A 16,166-nucleotide genomic window follows, 5' to 3' on the forward strand; every position below is an offset into this window, starting at 1 on the left:
TTCTTGAACGGTAAAAGTTCGGGCTCATACTTCGTCGCATGAAGACTGCGTTTCAATATCGGCCGAAGTTCGTGGACATCCGCGTGCGGCCGCCCAAGCCGGAGGAAGCGGCGCAGGCCGAGGACGTGCACGCCCTGAAGCCGGGCGAGCGTCCCTGCGACCACGCCGACTGCCGGCTGGCGGCCACGGCGCGGGCCCCCAAGTCGCGCGACCTGATGGGCGAGCACTACTGGTTCTGCCAGGCGCATGCGGCGGAGTACAATCGCAACTGGAACTTCTTCGCCGGCATGACCGAGGGCGAGATTCGCGCCCGGCAGACCGACGACCAGACCACCGGCGGGCGGCCCACCTGGGCGTTCCGCGCCGGGGCCGGCACGCGTGAGGCGGCGGCGGCGCGCGGCGGCTTCACCGATCCGCTCGGCATCTTCCATGCCGCCCAGGCGCGCCACACCCAGGACAAGGCCGCCTATGACCGGCGGCTGGGCAAGCTGGAACGGGGCGCCCTGGCCGACCTGGACCTGGACGTGAACGCCGACGCCCCGACCATCCGCGCGCGGTACACCGAACTGCTCAAGCGCTGCCACCCGGACACCAACGGCGGCGACCGCTCGGCCGAACACAAGCTGCAGCGCGTGGTGAAGGCCTATAAGACGCTGCAGAAGGCCAAGCTGGTCTGACGTTACGGCGCCCCCCGCCGGGCCGAAAAATCCGCACCGGTTCTTCAAACAGCGGTTTGCGTCCGCCCCGCCGCCGCGTTAGTGAACCCGCGCCATGACAGACATTGCCCCCAATGACGAGGCCCTGCTGGGCCTGACGCCCGACAAGATGGTGTCGGTGCGCGACACCTTCGGCGTCGACTCCGACATGATGGTGCCGGCCTTCTCCGTGCGCGACAGCCACGTGCCGGACCTGGACGACGCCTACCGCTTCGACCCGCAGACGACGCTGGCCATCTGCGCCGGCTTCGCGCACGACCGTCGGGTGATGGTCCAGGGCTATCACGGCACCGGCAAGTCGACGCACATCGAACAGGTGGCCGCGCGGCTGAACTGGCCGCTGATCCGCGTGAACCTCGACAGCCACGTCAGCCGCATCGACCTGGTCGGCAAGGACGCCATCGTCCTGAAGGACGGCAAGCAGATCACCGAATTCCGCGAGGGCATGCTGCCCTGGTGCCTGCAGCGCCCGATGGCCCTGGTGTTCGACGAATACGACGCCGGGCGCCCGGACGTGATGTTCGTGATCCAGCGCGTGCTGGAGGCCCAGGGCAAGCTGACCCTGCTGGACCAGAACCGGGTGATCCGGCCGAACAAGTTCTTCCGCCTGTTCTCGACCACCAACACCATCGGCCTGGGCGACACGACGGGGCTGTACCACGGCACCCAGCAGATCAACCAAGGCCAGATGGACCGCTGGTCGATCGTCACCACCCTGAACTACCTGGCGCATGACGTCGAAGCCGAGATCGTGCTGGCCAAGGCGCCGAAGTATGCCGAGACGCCCGAGGGCAAGCGGCAGATCGCGGCCATGGTCCGCGTGGCCGACATGACCCGCAACGCCTTCATCAACGGCGACATCTCCACGGTGATGAGCCCGCGGACGGTGATCACCTGGGCGCAGAACGCCGAGATCTTCGGCGGCGACCTGGCCCTGGCCTTCCGCCTGACGTTCCTGAACAAGTGCGACGAACTGGAACGGCCCACCGTGGCCGAGTTCTACCAGCGCGCCTTCGGGACCGACCTGCCGGAAAGCGCCGCCCGGGTGAAGGTGACCTGAGCCCCTTCCCCGGGGCCCGCGCCTTCACTCGGCCGCGGGCAGGTCGAACATGCCGGTTGGCAGGCCGTCGAGGCTGACCGCGTTCTTTTCGCGGCGGTAGTCGTCGAGCCCGTCCTCGCCCTTGGCCTCGGCCCAGCGCCTGAGGTTGTCGCGCTCGCCGACATGGTCGAACAGCGGCACGCCATAGCCGCACGAGGTCTGAACCAGGTCGAAGTCCAGCACCACGATCTGCCTGGCGCCTGGCGGCTCCTCGCCGGCGAAGGCCTCGGCCAGCAGTCGCGCGTAGTCCGGCGCGCCGCGCAGGGCGATACGGGCGCGCCCATACAGCCGCAGGATCAGCGGCGGTCCCTGAAAGGCGCAGAACATCACCGTCACCGGCCCACCGGCCAGGGTGTGCGCCGCGGTCTCGTTGCCGCTGCCGGTCTGGTCCAGCCAGGCGGCGCGGTTCGGGCCCAGCACCCGGAACGAAGCGCCGTCCTTGGGCGAGACGTTGACCCGGCTGCCGGGCGCCGCCGAGGCGGCGAAGAACACGTGCTGGCGGCCGATGAAGGCGGTCAGGGTTGCGTCGAGCGCGGTAAACTGCTTGGCCATGGGCGCCTCCGGCGAGTTGCACCGCGCTTAGCCCTGGCCAGCCATCGTCGCAACCGATCCGCGCGGCGGGCATTCCTCTGGCATCACGCAACATCGCCCCGTCGGGGGGCCAGGAGACTCCCATGAGCCCCGACAACCTTCGCCATCTCGCCATCGCCGCCTTTGCCTGGACCTGCCTGCCGGGCCTGGCGGTCGCCGAGGACCACGAGGCGGGCGTGCCGCTGGTTCCGGCCGAGGCGGCGGGAACCTGGAGCCTGTCCAGCGGCGGCGCGGACATCTGCCGGGTGACGCTGGGCGGCGCCAAGGCCGGCAACGCCGGCTTCTCGGCCAATGCGCCCGCGGCCTGCGGCGAGGCGCTTCCGCCCGGCATCGCCGGCTGGACGCCGACCGGCGACGGCATGGCGCTGACCGCCACCGACGGCAAGGTGCTGATCGCCTTCAACCGCTGGAGCAACAGCCTGTTCGTCTCGCACCGCAGCAGCGGCGCAGATCTGCAATTGCGCCGTCAATGACCAAGACTTGAGCAGAGCGTGGCGGCATAGCCACGTTCGATCGGCTTCGCCGCAGGATGACGGAACCCGTCGCCCGATGGCGAATTCGACATTGCAGAGGGGGCGAAGACCACCACCCCAGCGACTGCTACGCCGGAGACGTTCCTCATGTCCGCCACGCATCTTGTCGTCCTGCCGACCGCCAACGACGGCGCCGTCGGCGAGCCCATCGGTCAGAAGATCCTGCGCCTGCAGGCCGAGGCCCGCGGCCTCGCCCACGAGCACGTCGAACTGTTGCGCTCGGCCCTTTCGGAGGTGGCGCGACTGTCCGAGGAGATCAGCGACGGTGGCGAAGCCTATCCGGTCGGCGCCCGCGAACTGGCCCGGCGGCTGGCCGAGGACGCTGGCCACCAGGCCCTGACGCTCGGCGCCATCAACGATCGCGCGCTGAACTAGCCTGCCTCCGGCATTTCGTCCGCTCGCGCGTCGACGCCGCCCCATGCTGAAGGTTCACCGCCGCGATTTCGCCCTATCGGCTCCTATGGTCTAAGGTAGGCGTAGAAGCGAACGGAGCGGCATGCTGCCAGCCATCCTCATTGCGGCGGCCGTCACCGCCCCGCCGCCGGTTTCCGCGGCGGCGCGGCTCGAAAACGCGCCCGCGATGTCGCGCGCCGCGGTCGGCCTGTGGCGGCTGAGCGAGGTGGGCGGCAAGATCGGCTGCACCCTGACCCTCACCGGCGCCCCCGCCCCCTCGGGCTGGGAGGTCAAGGCCCCGCTGGCCTGCCGCGGGGCTTTCCCGCCGCTGAAGGAGGTCACCGCCTGGATGGTGGACGCCGACGGCGCCATCGCCCTCACCGACAGCGAAGGCCGACGGATCGTCGCCTTTCCCAACAGCACGGGGGCGGCGGCCGAGGCCAAGGCCCCTGACGGCAAGACCTGGCGGCTGGAGGCGGCCGGTCCGGCCCGCGCCCTGACCTCCCGCGAACGGATGAGCGGTCCGTTCCGGCTCAGCGGCGCCGGCGGCGCCTCGCTGTGCGAACTGACGCTGCGCGCCGACATCTTCGGCCGCGCCGGCTGGGTGACGCCGGGAACCTGCAACCCCGCCTGGACCGCCAAGCGACTGTCGATCTGGGTGTTGAAGGACGGCCGCCTGACGCTGATGGACGGCAAGCGCAAGCCCCTGCTGGTGATGAAGAGCGGCGAGGCCGGCGGCTTCCAGGCGACCGACCCCGCGGACGGCCCGGTGACCCTGGCGCGGCGTTAGCCCCCCGCAGCGAGGCTTTTCGCTTTCGCAGCCGGCGGCCTGCACGCTATGAACCTCGCGCCATGTCCCAAAAGGAAACTCCCGCCGAAGTCTTCAAGCGCGCCATCGCCCAGGCGGCGCGCTCGCTCGCCGAGCAGCCGGACCTGGAGGTCGTGTTCTCGGGCGACGGCCCCAGCCTGTCGGGCCACCGGGCGGTGCTGCCGCATCCGCCGCGCGAGCTTTCCGGCCCCGAAACCACCCGCATCCGCGGTCTCGCCGACCAGATGGCCCTGCGCATCGCCCACCACGATGCGGCGGTGCACACCCGCACCAAGCCGAAGTCGCAGGAGGGCGCGCAGGTCTACGACGCCCTGGAGCAGGCCCGCATCGAGGCGATCGGCGCCAACGCCCTGGGGGGCGTGCGCGAGAACCTGAAGGCGGTCTGGGAGCACAATATCCAGCGCAAGGGCTTCGCCCACCTGGTGGACCGCGCCGCCGCGCCGATGCCCGACATCGTCGCATTGATGGTGCGCGAACGGCTGACCGGCGAGCCGCCGCCGCCCGGCGCCCAGGCCATGGTCGACATGTTCCGCGAGGAGATCGAGGCCAAGGCCGGCCCCGACCTCGACAAGCTGACCGGCGCCGTGGAGGACCAGAAGGCCTTCGCCCGCATCGCCCGCGCGGTGGTGCGCGACCTGGAGATGGGCGACGACCTGTCCGACGCCCCCGACCAGGACGTGCAGGACGACGAGAGCCAGGACGGCGAGGCGGAGGACTCCAGCGAGGGCGAGGGCGAAGGCGAGGACCAGTCGCCGCAAAGCGCCACCCTGGACGAGAACGAGAAGACCCACCGCGAGTCGGAAACCTCGGAAAGCACCATGACCGAGGTGGAGGACGACGAGAACGCCGAAGCCTCCGACGAGGAGATGGACGCCGCCGAGGGCGACAAGCCGGCGCGCCCGGACGTCAAGGACCACGGCCGCCCCGAGCCGGCGTACAAGATCTTCACCACCGCCCACGACGAGGTGGTCACGGCCGAGGATCTGTGCGAGCCGGACGAGCTGACCCGGCTACGCGCCTACCTCGACCAGCAGCTGGCCAACCTCTCGAACGTGGTCGCCCGCCTGGCCAACCGCCTGCAGCGGCGGCTGCTGGCGCAGCAGAACCGCTCGTGGAGCTTCGACCTTGAGGAAGGCATGCTGGACGTGGCCCGCCTGACGCGGGTGATCGTCGACCCCACCGCGCCCCTGTCCTTCAAGATGGAAGAGGACACCGAGTTCCGCGACACGGTGGTCAGCCTGCTGATCGACAATTCCGGCTCGATGCGCGGGCGGCCGATCATGGTGGCGGCGGTCTGCGCCGACATCCTGGCCCGCACCCTGGAACGCTGCGCCGTGAAGGTCGAGATCCTGGGCTTCACCACCCGCGCCTGGAAGGGCGGCGCCTCGCGCGACGACTGGTTGAAGGCTGGCAAGCCCGCCTCCCCCGGCCGGCTGAACGACCTGCGCCACATCGTCTACAAGGGCGCCGACGCCCCCTGGCGGCGGGCGCGCAAGAATCTCGGCCTGATGATGCGCGAGGGCCTGCTGAAGGAGAACATCGACGGCGAGGCGCTGATGTGGGCGCACCAGCGGCTGCTGGCCCGCTCCGAACAGCGGCGTATCCTGATGGTGATCTCCGACGGCGCGCCGGTGGACGATTCCACGCTCTCGGTGAACTCCGGCCACTATCTGGAGCGCCACCTGCGCAAGGTGATCGCCGAGATCGAGAACAAGAGCCCCGTCGAACTGATCGCCATCGGCATCGGCCACGACGTGACCCGCTACTACCGCCGCGCCGTCACCATCGTCGACGTCGAGCAACTGGGCGGGGCGATCACCGAGCAGCTGGCGTCGCTGTTCGAGGAAGAGCCGCGGCAGGTCACGCGCAAGGCCGTGGCGGCCCTGATGCAGCCCCTGCCGACGGTGACCCCGTCACCGCTCAAGACGGGCTCGCGGCCGGTCGCGCCGGCGTGAACCCGGCGCGGGGGCGGATCGGGGCCCTGGCCCTCGCCCTGCTGGCGGCCGCCAGCCTCGCCGCCTGCGGCCACAAGGCCGAGGCGCGCGGGCCGGCGGTGGAAGGACCGATCCACGTGGTCGCCGCGCCCCTGCCGCTGGATCCCAAGGACCCCCGCCACGAGCGCCTGGGCGACTTCCAGTTCGCCGGCGCGCTGCAGCTGACCAGCCCGGACACCGGCCTGTTCGGCGGCTTCTCGGACCTGAAAGTCGCCGACGACGGGTCCTTCGTCTCTGAGTCGGACGAAGGCTCGGTGATGCGCGGGCGCATCGTGCTGGGCCCGGATGGCCGCCTGGCGGGCGTGTCCGAGACCCGCATCGTTCGCCTGAAGGGCCTCGATGGCAGGCCGCTGGACGGCAAGCACGAGGCCGATTCCGAGGGCGTCGGCCTGTGGCCCAACGGCGACCTGATGGTCAGCTTCGAACGCGATCATCGCATCTGGATCTACCCCGCCGCCGGCGGCCCGCCGCACGCCGCGCCGCGCCCGCAGACGCCGATGCCGGACAACGAGGGCATGGAGGGCCTCGCCCTGGCGCCGCGAGAAGGCCCGGACGCCTACTGGGTGGGGATCGAGGGCGGCGACATCTGGCTGTGCCACCTCGCGGCCACCTGCGCCAAGGCGCCCGGCCAGCTGCCGCCACGGCCGGGCTATCGCCTGCCGGCCCTGTTCGAGATGCCCACCGGCGACCTGGTGGTCGAGCACCATCACTGGGACCCGGTGACCGGCACCCATCTGACCGTCAACGTGATCGACAACCCCGCGACCAACCCGCGGCCCCGGGTGAAGGCCCAGCTGGCGCTGGCCACGCCGCTGACGGTGGACAACATCGAGGGCGTCGCCGTGGTCCCGCGGCCGGGGGGCGCCTGGCGGTTCTACCTGATCAGCGACGACAACTTCTCGCCCGACCAGCGCACCCTGCTGATGGCCTTCGACTGGACTCCGGGAGCGGGAACGGCGGGCGGGGGAAAGGCGGGCAAGCGATGAGACCAGCGTCCGTCAGCGACTACCGCGAGCTGGCCCGGCGGCGACTGCCGCGGGTGCTGTTCGACTACATCGACGGAGGCTCCTACGCCGAGGCGACCCTGGCCGCCAACGTCGACGACCTGAACGCCCTGACCCTGCGCCAGCGGGTGATGCGCGACGTCTCCAGGCTGTCGATGCAGACCGAGCTGTTCGGCCAGACGCTGTCCATGCCGGTGGTGCTGGCGCCGGTGGGCCTTTCGGGCATGTACGCTCGCCGCGGCGAGACCCAGGCGGCGCGGGCGGCGAAGGCCGCGGGCGTGCCGTTCAGCCTGTCGACGGTGGGGGTCTGCACGATCGAGGAGGTCGCGGCGGCGGCCGGGACGGCGCCCTGGTTCCAGCTGTACATGATCAAGGACCGCGGCTTCATGGCCCAGGTGCTGGAGCGCGCCAGCGCGGCCGGCTGCCCGGCGCTGCTGTTCACCGTCGACCTGCCGATGCCCGGCGCGCGCTATCGCGACACCCGCAACGGCATGATCGCCACAAACGTCGCGCAGAAGCTCAGCCAAGCCATCGACGGCCTGGCCCATCCCGGCTGGCTGTGGGACGTGCAGCTGAACGGCGGGCCGCATACCCTGGGCAACGTCGCCGGCGCGGCGGCGGAACTGCGCACCATCACCGACTTCTGGGCCTGGATCGGGCGCAACTTCGATCCCTCGGTCACCTGGGACGACATCGCCTGGGTGCGCGAGCGCTGGAAGGGGCCGATCATCCTCAAGGGCGTGCTCGACGTCGAGGACGCCGCCGAGGCGGTCGCCCGGGGCGTCGACGGCATCGTCGTCTCCAACCACGGCGGCCGGCAGCTGGACGGCGTCGCCTCGGGTATCGCCGCCCTGCCGCGCATCGCCGAGGCCGTGGGCGACCGCCTGACCATCCTCATGGACGGCGGCGTGCGCTCGGGCCTCGACGTGCTGAAGGCGCTGGCCAGCGGCGCCCAGGCCTGCCTGATCGGCCGCGCCTGGGCCTGGTCGCTGGGCGCGCGCGGCGAGGCCGGCGTCGGCCATATGCTGCAGATCCTGCGCGGCGAACTGCGCATGGCCATGGCCCTGACCGGCTGCACCGACGTCAGGGCCGCCGGCCCGCACCTGCTGGATCGCTAGACGCTGGCGGACCGGGCGCCGCCAGAGCTGGAGCTAGTGGCCGTCGTGGTCGTGGTCGCCGTCGTGATCGCGATGGCGCCCGCCATCCCCCGGCCCGGCGTGGCCCGACCCATGCACCGCGTGGTAGCCGCCCGCCTGGTCGTGACGGAAGTGGTGGGCGTCGTCGCGCCGGAACGGATGGCCCGCGGCGTCCGAATAGTAGAAGAAGCCGTCGCCGCCCCAGTAGCCGTCGTAGAACGGACCATAGGCGTCGTCATAGAACCCGTCGTAGCCGACCGCGCCGCCGTAATAGGCCCGGTGGCCGTAGCCCTCGTCGGTGGCGCAGGCGCCCAGGCTGAGGGCGGCGGCGCCGGCCGCCAGGGTGAGGATCAAGGTCTTCATGGTGCTCTCCAACACGTTCTGATGGGCCGGGCTGCGGCCAACGGCTGGGGTCCGGTCGTGGAAGGCAACGCGCCGCCCGCGTGGAAGATGCATGTGCGGGGACGTTCGCAATCCGGCGCCAATCGGGCAACGCGCGCCTCGCCCGGCCGTTAGGTCTTCACATCGGCCAAGGGAGACATGCCCATGCCTAGCCATTCGAAGTCCGACGAACGCCATTTCACCCACGGGACCGCCGCCACGACGGCGGACATGGCCGTGGACGGCAAGGTCCGGCCCGAAGACCGCCACATCGACGCGCCTCACGCACGCCGCGCCAGGCATGCGCTGAAGCCGGGCGAGAAGCACGACCAGCTGGCCGAGAAGGTCGACCAGGCCGAAGATCGCCAGGAGGCCCTGCTGGACGAGGGTCTGGAGGAAAGCTTCCCCGGCAGCGACCCGGTCAGCGTCAAGCGCATCACCTGATCGGGCGATACGCAGGGGGCCTTTCGTGGCCCGGCCCGATAGTGGTTGAATACGGAGGCCGACGGTCCACGCCGTCGGCCTTTTCGTGCGCCGGTCCAGCGATACGCCTGCAATGCGGAGGTCCTAACCCTCCCCGATCGCCCGGCGGCGCGCCGCCAAGAGATTTTCAAGGGAGGTCATTTCCATGAGCAAGACCGAGGTTTCCATCCCCACGCCCGACGGCGACGCCCGGGCCTATGTCTTCAAGCCCGAGGGCCAGGGCGCGGGCCCGTGGCCGGCGATCATCTTCTATTTCGACGCCCCGGCGATCCGCCCGGCGATGTTCGAGATGTGCGAGCGCCTGGCCAGCCACGGCTATTACGTGCTGCTGCCCGACATGTTCTGGCGCGCGGGGCCCTACGAGCCGATCAACCTGCGCGAGGCGTTCAAGGACGAGGAGACCCGCCGGGCCTTCTTCGGCAAGTTCATGGCCTCCACCGATCCGGAGAAGTCCACCCGCGACACCGGCGCCTTCCTCGACTTCCTGTCCGCACAGCCCGAGGTCAAGGGCGACAAGGTCGGGACCACCGGCTACTGCATGGGCTGCGCCCTCTCGCTGCGGGCGGCCGGGAACTATCCGGACCGGGTCGTCGCCGCCGCCGGCTTCCACGGCGGGCGCCTGGCCACCGACGCCCCCGACAGCCCGCACCTGCTGGCGCCGAAGATCAAGGCCAAGGTCTACATCGCCGGCGCCGACGAGGACGCCGGCTTCCCGCCGGAGCAGGCCGAGCGCCTGAAGCAGGCGCTGGACGACGCCGGGGTGGACAACGAGGTGACCATCTACAAGGGCGCCAAGCACGGCTACGCCCCGCCGGACATGCCGGTCTACGACCGCGAGGCCTCCGAACGGCACTGGACCGAGATGCTCAAGCTGTTCGACGCGGTGCTTAAGGAAAAGGTCCCGGCCTAGGGCCAAGTCCCCCACCACTGTCATCCCGGAATCCGCGCAGCGGATATCCGGGACCGCGGCAAGCGCCAGCGCTTGCTACGGCTGGCCGGCGCCAGCATTTCCGGCGGTCCCGGATCGGCGCGAAGCGCCGTCCGGGATGACAGAGAGAGCGTGCAAAGCAAGAAGGCCGGCGTCACCGCCGGCCTTCTTTGTCTTCGCAGGGGGCTGGGGCCGATCAGGCCGCCGGCTGGGCCGCGGCGATCTTGGCCTTCACCTGGCGCTTGATCTTCAGCGCGCGGGTGGAGAGTTCCTCGTCGCGGGCCTTCACCAGGAAGGCGTCCAGGCCGCCGCGGAAGTCCACGGTGCGCAGGGCGGCGTTGGAGACGCGCAGACGGAAGGTCTGGCCCAGCGAATCCGAGGCCAGGCTCACCGGCGACAGGGCCGGCAGGAAGCGGCGCTTCGACTTGATGTTCGAGTGGCTCACATTGTGGCCGACCATCGGGCCGACACCCGTAAGCTCGCAACGACGCGACATCGCTATAGACCTTCGCAAAGCAGTAGGGTCGGGCGGGACGGGTCCCGCTCGGGAGGGCGCGATATAGTCGAAGGTGAAGCCCGGCGTCAAGAGCGGGCGGTCAGGCCCCGCCCCGCGCGGACGCCGACAGGTCGGCGATCTGGCGCTCGAGCAGGGCGTTGCGCTTCTGCAGGAAGTCGACCTCCCGGCGCAGGGCCAGCACGTCGGTCGCCGAGGTGGCCACGGGCGGCGCCGGCGCGGCCTGCAGCTGGCTGTTGCGCAGTTTCAGGTAGGCGTTCTCGCGCAGCATCGCCTGGACTTCGGCTTCGGTCACGGGAACGTCCTTGCAGGGCGGCAAGGCGGCCGCCGGCGACTGGTGGACCAGACTAGCACAACTCAGCGGCTCGCGTGCGTGTCTCCTTGACCGTCCAGCAACGCCCGCAGCGCCGCCAGGGCGGCGCGATTGCCGTCCCAGGTGAGGCGCGCGCTGGCGGCCGCGAAATCCAGCCAGCGATATTCCAGGTGCTCGTCGCTGAGCCGCGGTTCGACGCCCGTCGCCAGCTCGACGGCGAAGGCATGCTCGGGGATGGCCTGCAGCACGTCGGCCCAGGGCTGTCGCCCCTTCCAGCCATCGGTCGGGATCAGGGTCTTTGTCGGCAGCGCGATCAGCGCGGCGGCCGGGTCGATGCCGGCCTCCTCGCCCATCTCCCGGCGCGCGGCGGCCTCTGGCGTCTCGTCGTCCTCGCCCCCGCCGGCCAGGCCCTGCCAGAGGGTCCCGTCGCCATCGGCGCGACGAAACACCGCGAACGCCAGCCCGTCGGGCCCGCGGCGGAAGGGAAGCACCAGAACCTGGAATGGCGCGCGAGCCATGGCGGCAGTCTAGGGCGCCCCCGGCCGGCCTCAAACCGTCCGCGGACGGCAGAAAGGATTGTGGTGAATTGGTGTTCGGATACAATATGTTGTGCGGAACAAATGACGAATCGGACGAGGTAACCGATTCGGTCCTGATTCGTTGCCTCCCCGTTCATGCTGGTTAACCCTGGCTGTTAAGACCGATGGATTCCGACCGGCGGACGCGCCGCTGGGCGGGCGCGGCGGCTTTCCCCGTTGCCAGGCCCCGAGTCTTCGCCCACATCAAGGACATGAGCGTACTCCACACAGGACAGGCCCCTTCGCGGCTGGTGGCTGTGTTGGGGCCGACCAACACCGGCAAGACCCACCTGGCGGTCGAACGCATGCTGGGCCACGCCTCGGGCATGATCGGCCTGCCCCTGCGGCTGCTGGCGCGCGAGATCTACGACCGCATCGTCCGCGCCCGCGGCGCCCGCTCGGTGGCCCTGATCACCGGCGAGGAGAAGATCGTCCCGCCCCGCGCCGTCTATTTCGTCTGCACCGTCGAGGCGATGCCGCTGGGCCGGGAGGTGGAGTTCCTGGCGGTCGACGAGATCCAGCTGTGCGCCGACCCCGAGCGCGGCCACGTGTTCACCCAGCGCCTGCTGCATGCGCGCGGTCGCTACGAGACCATGTTCCTGGGCGCGGGGACCATGGCCCCGCTGATCCGCCGGCTGCTGCCCGGGGCGGAGATCGTCACCCGCGAGCGGTTCTCCACCCTCAGCTATTCCGGCTCCAAGAAGCTGACCCGCCTGCCGCGGCGCTCGGCCGTGGTCGCCTTCTCCGCCGACGAGGTCTACGCCATCGCCGAGCTGATCCGCCGCCAGCGCGGCGGGGCGGCGGTGGTGATGGGCTCGCTCAGCCCGCGCACCCGCAACGCCCAGGTGGCGCTGTACCAGGGCGGCGAGGTCGATTTCCTGGTGGCCACCGACGCGATCGGCATGGGCCTGAACATGGACGTCGACCATGTCGCCTTCGCCGGCCTGCGCAAGTTCGACGGCAAGCGCACGCGCTACCTCTATCCGCAGGAGGTTGGCCAGATCGCCGGCCGCGCCGGCCGTTTCAAGACCGACGGGACGTTCGGCGTCACCGCCGCCTGCGAGGACATGGACGAGGACCTGATCGAGGCGGTGGAGACGCACCACTTCCAGCCCGTCGACACCGCCCTGTGGCGCAACGCCTCGCTCGACTTCCAGTCCCTGGCCGGCCTGCTGCGCTCCCTGGCCGCCCCCGCGCCGCGCGAGGGCCTGAAGGCCTCGGAGGAGGCGCTGGACGAGAAGACCCTGCGCGTGCTGGCCGCCGACACCGAGATCACCGAGCGCTGCCGCGACCGGTCGGCGCTGTTTCGCCTGTGGGACGCCTGCCAGACGCCGGACTTCCGCAAGACCACCCAGGAGGACCACGTCCGTCTGGCCAAGACCTTCTTCGAATACCTGACCGGCCCCGGCGGGCGGGTGCCCGACGACTGGATGGCCGGACAGTTGAAACTGCTGGACCGCACCGACGGCGAGATCGACGCCCTGTCCACGCGCCTGGCCGGCGTGCGCACCCTGGCCTACGTCGCCAACCGGCCCGACTGGCTGGCGGATACGGCGCACTGGCAGGCGACGACCCGGGCGCTGGAGGACCGGCTCTCCGACACCCTGCACGAAAAGCTGATGGCCCGGTTCATCGACCGGCGCACCAGCGCCCTGATGCGCGGCCTCGGCCAGTCGGAAGAACTGCTGGCCGGCGTCGCCGGCGACGGCGCGGTGACCGTGGAAGGCCACTTCGTCGGCCGGCTGCGCGGCCTGCACTTCGAGCTGGCGCGCGGCTCGCACGCCCTGGAGGACAAGGCGCTGCGGGCGGCCGCCCAGCGCGCTGTCGGGCCGGAGGTGGCGCGGCGCATGGGGCGCCTGGCGGCCGACGACGACGAGGCCTTCGCCCTGGCCCCCGACGGCCAGGTGCTGTGGCGCGGTGAGGCGGCCGGGGCCCTGGCCAACGATCGTCCGTTCGCCCCCCAGGTGCGGCTCTACGGCGAGCTGGGTCCCGAGCCCGTGCGCGCCCGGGCGGCGCGGCGGCTGGAGGCCTTCATCGCCGCCGAGGCCGGCCGCCGCCTGCCGGCGCTGAAGGCGCTGGAGGAGGCCCTGGCCGGCGGCGCCCTGAAGGGCCTGCCGCGCGGCCTGGCCTACCGCCTGGCGGAGGCCGGCGGCGTGCTGGCGCGCGGGCCGCTGGAGCGCGAGCTGAAGAGCCTCAGCCAGGCCGAGCGCCGCACGCTGAAGACGCTCGGCGTGCGCATCGCCCCTTACGCGGTCTTCCTGCCCGGGCTGCTGTCCGACAGCGCCCGCCCCTTCGCCCGCGCCTTCGCCCTGCAGGCGGCCGGGGACTGGCGGCCGTCGGGCGAAGGACCCCAGCGCCTCACCGGCCAGCCGCCCCGCGCCCTGGGCTTCCTGGGGCTGGCGCAGACGGGCGAATGGGCCGCGCCCGTCCGGCAGCTCGAGCGGCTGGAGGCGCTGCTTCGCGGCGCCGCGCGCCAGGGCGACGGGGTGCTGTTCTCGGACCACGCCCGCGAGGAGCTGGGCTGGAGCGAGGACGAGGCGCGCGGCGTGCTGAAGGGGCTGGGCTACCGCGTCGTCGGCCGCCCCGCCGCGGGCGAGCCGGTGTTCTGGCGCCGCCGCGATGCCCGGCCGGACAAGCCACGCCCGGCGCCGGCGAAGGCCAACCCACATTCGCCGTTCGCCGCCCTGGAGGTGCTGCGCGCCCCGCCGCCCAAGCGCCGGCGGCCGCGGCGGCGCGGCGGGCGGGCGGGCGCGGCCGCTGCGAGGCAGACGCCGCATGGCTGACGAGGCCTGCCGCATCGACGTCTGGCTGTGGCGGGCGAGGTTCTGCAAGACCCGCTCGCTGGCGGCCAAGCTGGCCGACGAGGGCCGCGTGCGCCTGACCCGGAGCGGCGCCGAGAGCCGGATCGAAAAGGCCTCGCGGACGGTAAAGCCGGGCGACGAGCTGGTGTTCGCCCTCGGCGGCCGGCTGACGGCCGTCCGCATCGAGGCGCTGGGCGAGCGTCGCGGCCCCCCTGCCGAGGCCCGCACCCTGTACGCGCCGCTGGATCCGCCCGCGGCCTGACGCCGCTTTTCAGCAAAGCTGGGGGTGCGATCAGAGCGCCGGCATTGACATTGTCGGCCGGCGCCGGAAAAAGACGGCGCCCGTATCGGGGGCGCATTCCCGGAATCCCAAGATCGTCCATGACCTATATCGTCACCGACCCCTGCATCAAATGTAAGTTCATGGACTGCGTGGAGGTCTGCCCGGTCGACTGCTTCTATGAGGGCGAGAACTTCCTGGCGATCAACCCGGACGAATGCATCGACTGCGGCGTCTGCGAGCCGGAGTGCCCGGTGGACGCCATCAAGCCGGACACCGAGGACGATCCCGACGGCAAGTGGCTGAAGCTGAACACCGAGTACGCCAAGGTGTGGCCCAACATCACGGTGAAGGGCACGCCGCCGGCCGATCGCGAGGACTACGAGCGCGAGACGGGCAAGCTGGAGAAGTATTTCAGCCCCAAGCCGGGCTCGGGCAACTAAGGCCTCAAGAAGAACATCGTTCTTCGACCGGCTTTTGGCCGGTTTCGCGCAACAACGCTATGCGACCATTTCAGGACGCAGGCTCGACCGGACTCGCTGCCTGAGTCGCCGGGGGATTGGGGCATTCCGCTTCCGGACGACCCAAGCCTTTAAATCCGCTCGCTTTTGTGCTATATACTCGCCCCGACGCAGCGGTCGTGGCCCGAGAAGGGGTCGCGCGCCCCGTCGCAGCGCGCCGAGCGCTCGTCAATGCAAGTCTGATCGAAGGCGGATGGTGTCTTAGAGGGTTGTGCAAGACCCGGAAGCAGGAGTTTCCCGCTTTTAGCGGTGGGGAAGCTTTTGCTCTGCAGACAAAAGGTTAACGAGTTCCCGGGGTGGTGGGAAACAAGAAAGGACTTCCCGAATGAGCATCAAGATCGAACTGGAATTCAACGTCGGCGACCATGTCGTCTATCCCGCGCACGGGGTTGGGCAGGTTCAGGCGGTTGAAACCCAGGAAGTTGCCGGTCTGTCGCTCGAAGTCTACGTCATTACCTTCGACCACGAGAAAATGACGCTGCGCGTGCCGACGCGCAAGGCGAAGACCGCCGGCCTGCGGCCGCTGGCGGAAGGCAATGTCGTGTCCCAGGCGCTCACCACCCTGAAGGGCCGGGCGCGCATCAAGCGCACGATGTGGAGCCGCCGGGCCCAGGAATACGAAGCCAAGATCAACTCGGGCGACCTGATCTCCATCGCCGAGGTAGTGCGTGACCTGCACCGCTCGGACAGCCAGCCGGAACAGTCCTATTCCGAGCGCCAGCTCTATGAGTCGGCGCTGGACCGCATGGCCCGCGAAGTGGCGGCCATCGAGCGCATCGACCGCGACGCGGCGATCACCCTGCTGCACAAGTCGCTGGTGAAGGCGGCCGCGGCCTAGAGCGGGACTCGTTCACACGGAAGCGTAGCCGGCGTTAACGAGGTAGTTGCTGCACTCTTTGGCGGTGAAGCGGTCGAGGAGCGCGCCAGCGCTTCGCCAGGTCTGCTCGACGGTGCGGGGCTGGGCCTTTCGCATGAGGTGTTTGAGCTTGGAGAAGACCTGCTCGATGGGGTTCAGGTCGGGGCTGTAGGGCGGCAGGAAGATGAGGTGAGCGCCGACGGCGCGGATCGCGGC

20 protein-coding genes are annotated in these 16,166 nt (G+C 70.5%); 14 read left to right on the forward strand and 6 right to left on the reverse strand.

Annotation, left to right across the window (positions count from 1 at the left end):
- The first annotated feature begins 38 nt into the window (after positions 1-38).
- Together ACO2Q3_RS05945 and cobS are read left to right on the forward strand one after the other, a co-directional pair.
- A complete protein-coding gene (locus ACO2Q3_RS05945; RefSeq protein WP_423305615.1) occupies positions 39-677 on the forward strand; it encodes a J domain-containing protein in 639 nt (212 codons plus the stop codon).
- Between the two features lie 94 nt (positions 678-771).
- Positions 772-1,776 carry a cobaltochelatase subunit CobS gene (gene cobS / locus ACO2Q3_RS05950; RefSeq protein ID WP_423305616.1) on the forward strand — a complete coding sequence of 335 codons (1,005 nt, stop codon included), beginning with the start codon at positions 772-774 and terminating at the stop codon, positions 1,774-1,776.
- 24 nt (positions 1,777-1,800) lie between these two features.
- On the opposite strand, the gene ACO2Q3_RS05955 is transcribed toward cobS, so the two are convergent.
- Complete coding sequence (locus tag ACO2Q3_RS05955) at positions 1,801-2,367, reverse strand: hypothetical protein (RefSeq protein WP_423305617.1); 567 nt, start codon at positions 2,365-2,367, stop codon at positions 1,801-1,803.
- 122 nt (positions 2,368-2,489) lie between these two features.
- On the opposite strand from ACO2Q3_RS05955, the gene ACO2Q3_RS05960 reads away from it, so the two are divergent.
- The 6 genes from ACO2Q3_RS05960 (at position 2,490) to ACO2Q3_RS05985 (ending at position 8,277) form a co-directional block, all read left to right on the forward strand.
- Complete coding sequence (locus ACO2Q3_RS05960; protein WP_423305618.1) at positions 2,490-2,879, forward strand: AprI/Inh family metalloprotease inhibitor; 390 nt, start codon at positions 2,490-2,492, stop codon at positions 2,877-2,879.
- Positions 2,880-3,026: 147 nt separating this feature from the next.
- Entirely contained in the window at positions 3,027-3,314 is a 288-nt protein-coding gene (locus ACO2Q3_RS05965) for a hypothetical protein (protein ID WP_423305619.1), read from the forward strand.
- A 121-nt stretch (positions 3,315-3,435) separates the two neighbouring features.
- Complete coding sequence (locus ACO2Q3_RS05970; protein WP_423305620.1) at positions 3,436-4,122, forward strand: AprI/Inh family metalloprotease inhibitor; 687 nt, start codon at positions 3,436-3,438, stop codon at positions 4,120-4,122.
- Positions 4,123-4,184: 62 nt separating this feature from the next.
- A complete protein-coding gene (gene cobT, locus ACO2Q3_RS05975) occupies positions 4,185-6,116 on the forward strand; it encodes a cobaltochelatase subunit CobT (protein ID WP_423305621.1) in 1,932 nt (643 codons plus the stop codon).
- Positions 6,113-7,141 (forward strand): esterase-like activity of phytase family protein, encoded by a 1,029-nt coding sequence (locus ACO2Q3_RS05980; protein ID WP_423305622.1) that lies wholly within the window; start codon positions 6,113-6,115, stop codon positions 7,139-7,141. Before cobT ends, ACO2Q3_RS05980 begins: the two co-directional genes overlap by 4 nt.
- Complete coding sequence (locus ACO2Q3_RS05985) at positions 7,138-8,277, forward strand: L-lactate dehydrogenase (protein WP_423305623.1); 1,140 nt, start codon at positions 7,138-7,140, stop codon at positions 8,275-8,277. Before ACO2Q3_RS05980 ends, ACO2Q3_RS05985 begins: the two co-directional genes overlap by 4 nt.
- Before the next feature lie 33 nt (positions 8,278-8,310).
- Here the strand turns inward: ACO2Q3_RS05985 and ACO2Q3_RS05990 are convergent, their stop codons facing one another.
- A complete protein-coding gene (locus tag ACO2Q3_RS05990) occupies positions 8,311-8,658 on the reverse strand; it encodes a hypothetical protein (protein WP_423305624.1) in 348 nt (115 codons plus the stop codon).
- 183 nt (positions 8,659-8,841) lie between these two features.
- On the opposite strand from ACO2Q3_RS05990, the gene ACO2Q3_RS05995 reads away from it, so the two are divergent.
- Both ACO2Q3_RS05995 and ACO2Q3_RS06000 read left to right on the forward strand, forming a co-directional pair.
- The gene (locus ACO2Q3_RS05995) at positions 8,842-9,120 is read left to right on the forward strand and encodes a hypothetical protein (protein ID WP_423305625.1); all 279 of its coding nucleotides are present in this window, start codon (positions 8,842-8,844) and stop codon (positions 9,118-9,120) included.
- A gap of 184 nt (positions 9,121-9,304) precedes the next feature.
- The gene (locus ACO2Q3_RS06000; protein WP_423305626.1) at positions 9,305-10,069 is read left to right on the forward strand and encodes a dienelactone hydrolase family protein; all 765 of its coding nucleotides are present in this window, start codon (positions 9,305-9,307) and stop codon (positions 10,067-10,069) included.
- Positions 10,070-10,283: 214 nt separating this feature from the next.
- On the opposite strand, the gene rpmB is transcribed toward ACO2Q3_RS06000, so the two are convergent.
- The 3 genes from rpmB to ACO2Q3_RS06015 all read right to left on the reverse strand — a co-directional run bounded on the left by rpmB (position 10,284) and on the right by ACO2Q3_RS06015 (position 11,432).
- Positions 10,284-10,583 carry a 50S ribosomal protein L28 gene (gene rpmB, locus ACO2Q3_RS06005; protein ID WP_423305627.1) on the reverse strand — a complete coding sequence of 100 codons (300 nt, stop codon included), beginning with the start codon at positions 10,581-10,583 and terminating at the stop codon, positions 10,284-10,286.
- 100 nt (positions 10,584-10,683) lie between these two features.
- Entirely contained in the window at positions 10,684-10,896 is a 213-nt protein-coding gene (locus ACO2Q3_RS06010; protein ID WP_423305628.1) for a hypothetical protein, read from the reverse strand.
- Between the two features lie 62 nt (positions 10,897-10,958).
- Positions 10,959-11,432 carry an NUDIX hydrolase gene (locus tag ACO2Q3_RS06015; protein WP_423305629.1) on the reverse strand — a complete coding sequence of 158 codons (474 nt, stop codon included), beginning with the start codon at positions 11,430-11,432 and terminating at the stop codon, positions 10,959-10,961.
- A gap of 272 nt (positions 11,433-11,704) precedes the next feature.
- On the opposite strand from ACO2Q3_RS06015, the gene ACO2Q3_RS06020 reads away from it, so the two are divergent.
- The 4 genes from ACO2Q3_RS06020 to ACO2Q3_RS06035 all read left to right on the forward strand — a co-directional run bounded on the left by ACO2Q3_RS06020 (position 11,705) and on the right by ACO2Q3_RS06035 (position 15,932).
- Positions 11,705-14,275 (forward strand): helicase-related protein, encoded by a 2,571-nt coding sequence (locus ACO2Q3_RS06020; RefSeq protein ID WP_423305630.1) that lies wholly within the window; start codon positions 11,705-11,707, stop codon positions 14,273-14,275.
- Positions 14,268-14,555 (forward strand): RNA-binding S4 domain-containing protein, encoded by a 288-nt coding sequence (locus ACO2Q3_RS06025; RefSeq protein ID WP_423305631.1) that lies wholly within the window; start codon positions 14,268-14,270, stop codon positions 14,553-14,555. The genes ACO2Q3_RS06020 and ACO2Q3_RS06025 overlap by 8 nt, the downstream gene beginning before the upstream one ends.
- Before the next feature lie 119 nt (positions 14,556-14,674).
- Entirely contained in the window at positions 14,675-15,016 is a 342-nt protein-coding gene (gene fdxA, locus ACO2Q3_RS06030) for a ferredoxin FdxA (RefSeq protein ID WP_423305632.1), read from the forward strand.
- A gap of 403 nt (positions 15,017-15,419) precedes the next feature.
- Positions 15,420-15,932 carry a CarD family transcriptional regulator gene (locus ACO2Q3_RS06035; RefSeq protein WP_423305633.1) on the forward strand — a complete coding sequence of 171 codons (513 nt, stop codon included), beginning with the start codon at positions 15,420-15,422 and terminating at the stop codon, positions 15,930-15,932.
- A gap of 12 nt (positions 15,933-15,944) precedes the next feature.
- Here the strand turns inward: ACO2Q3_RS06035 and ACO2Q3_RS06040 are convergent.
- A partial coding sequence (locus ACO2Q3_RS06040) for a transposase (RefSeq protein WP_423305634.1) occupies positions 15,945-16,166 on the reverse strand: 222 nt, incomplete at its 5' end.

Source organism: Caulobacter sp. KR2-114 (genome assembly GCF_049446115.1).
Classification (GTDB): Bacteria; Pseudomonadota; Alphaproteobacteria; order Caulobacterales; family Caulobacteraceae; genus Acaudatibacter.

What these genes read in the sequence shown, in the direction of transcription:
- ACO2Q3_RS05945 (WP_423305615.1), top strand. Translation starts at nt 39, where the DNA reads ATGAAGACTGCGTTTCAATATCGGCCGAAGTTCGTGGACATCCGCGTG.
- cobS (WP_423305616.1), top strand. Translation starts at nt 772, where the DNA reads ATGACAGACATTGCCCCCAATGACGAGGCCCTGCTGGGCCTGACGCCC.
- ACO2Q3_RS05955 (WP_423305617.1), bottom strand. Translation starts at nt 2,367, where the DNA reads ATGGCCAAGCAGTTTACCGCGCTCGACGCAACCCTGACCGCCTTCATC.
- ACO2Q3_RS05960 (WP_423305618.1), top strand. Translation starts at nt 2,490, where the DNA reads ATGAGCCCCGACAACCTTCGCCATCTCGCCATCGCCGCCTTTGCCTGG.
- ACO2Q3_RS05965 (WP_423305619.1), top strand. Translation starts at nt 3,027, where the DNA reads ATGTCCGCCACGCATCTTGTCGTCCTGCCGACCGCCAACGACGGCGCC.
- ACO2Q3_RS05970 (WP_423305620.1), top strand. Translation starts at nt 3,436, where the DNA reads ATGCTGCCAGCCATCCTCATTGCGGCGGCCGTCACCGCCCCGCCGCCG.
- cobT (WP_423305621.1), top strand. Translation starts at nt 4,185, where the DNA reads ATGTCCCAAAAGGAAACTCCCGCCGAAGTCTTCAAGCGCGCCATCGCC.
- ACO2Q3_RS05985 (WP_423305623.1), top strand. Translation starts at nt 7,138, where the DNA reads ATGAGACCAGCGTCCGTCAGCGACTACCGCGAGCTGGCCCGGCGGCGA.
- ACO2Q3_RS05990 (WP_423305624.1), bottom strand. Translation starts at nt 8,658, where the DNA reads ATGAAGACCTTGATCCTCACCCTGGCGGCCGGCGCCGCCGCCCTCAGC.
- ACO2Q3_RS05995 (WP_423305625.1), top strand. Translation starts at nt 8,842, where the DNA reads ATGCCTAGCCATTCGAAGTCCGACGAACGCCATTTCACCCACGGGACC.
- ACO2Q3_RS06000 (WP_423305626.1), top strand. Translation starts at nt 9,305, where the DNA reads ATGAGCAAGACCGAGGTTTCCATCCCCACGCCCGACGGCGACGCCCGG.
- rpmB (WP_423305627.1), bottom strand. Translation starts at nt 10,583, where the DNA reads ATGTCGCGTCGTTGCGAGCTTACGGGTGTCGGCCCGATGGTCGGCCAC.
- ACO2Q3_RS06015 (WP_423305629.1), bottom strand. Translation starts at nt 11,432, where the DNA reads ATGGCTCGCGCGCCATTCCAGGTTCTGGTGCTTCCCTTCCGCCGCGGG.
- ACO2Q3_RS06020 (WP_423305630.1), top strand. Translation starts at nt 11,705, where the DNA reads ATGAGCGTACTCCACACAGGACAGGCCCCTTCGCGGCTGGTGGCTGTG.
- ACO2Q3_RS06025 (WP_423305631.1), top strand. Translation starts at nt 14,268, where the DNA reads ATGGCTGACGAGGCCTGCCGCATCGACGTCTGGCTGTGGCGGGCGAGG.
- fdxA (WP_423305632.1), top strand. Translation starts at nt 14,675, where the DNA reads ATGACCTATATCGTCACCGACCCCTGCATCAAATGTAAGTTCATGGAC.
- ACO2Q3_RS06035 (WP_423305633.1), top strand. Translation starts at nt 15,420, where the DNA reads ATGAGCATCAAGATCGAACTGGAATTCAACGTCGGCGACCATGTCGTC.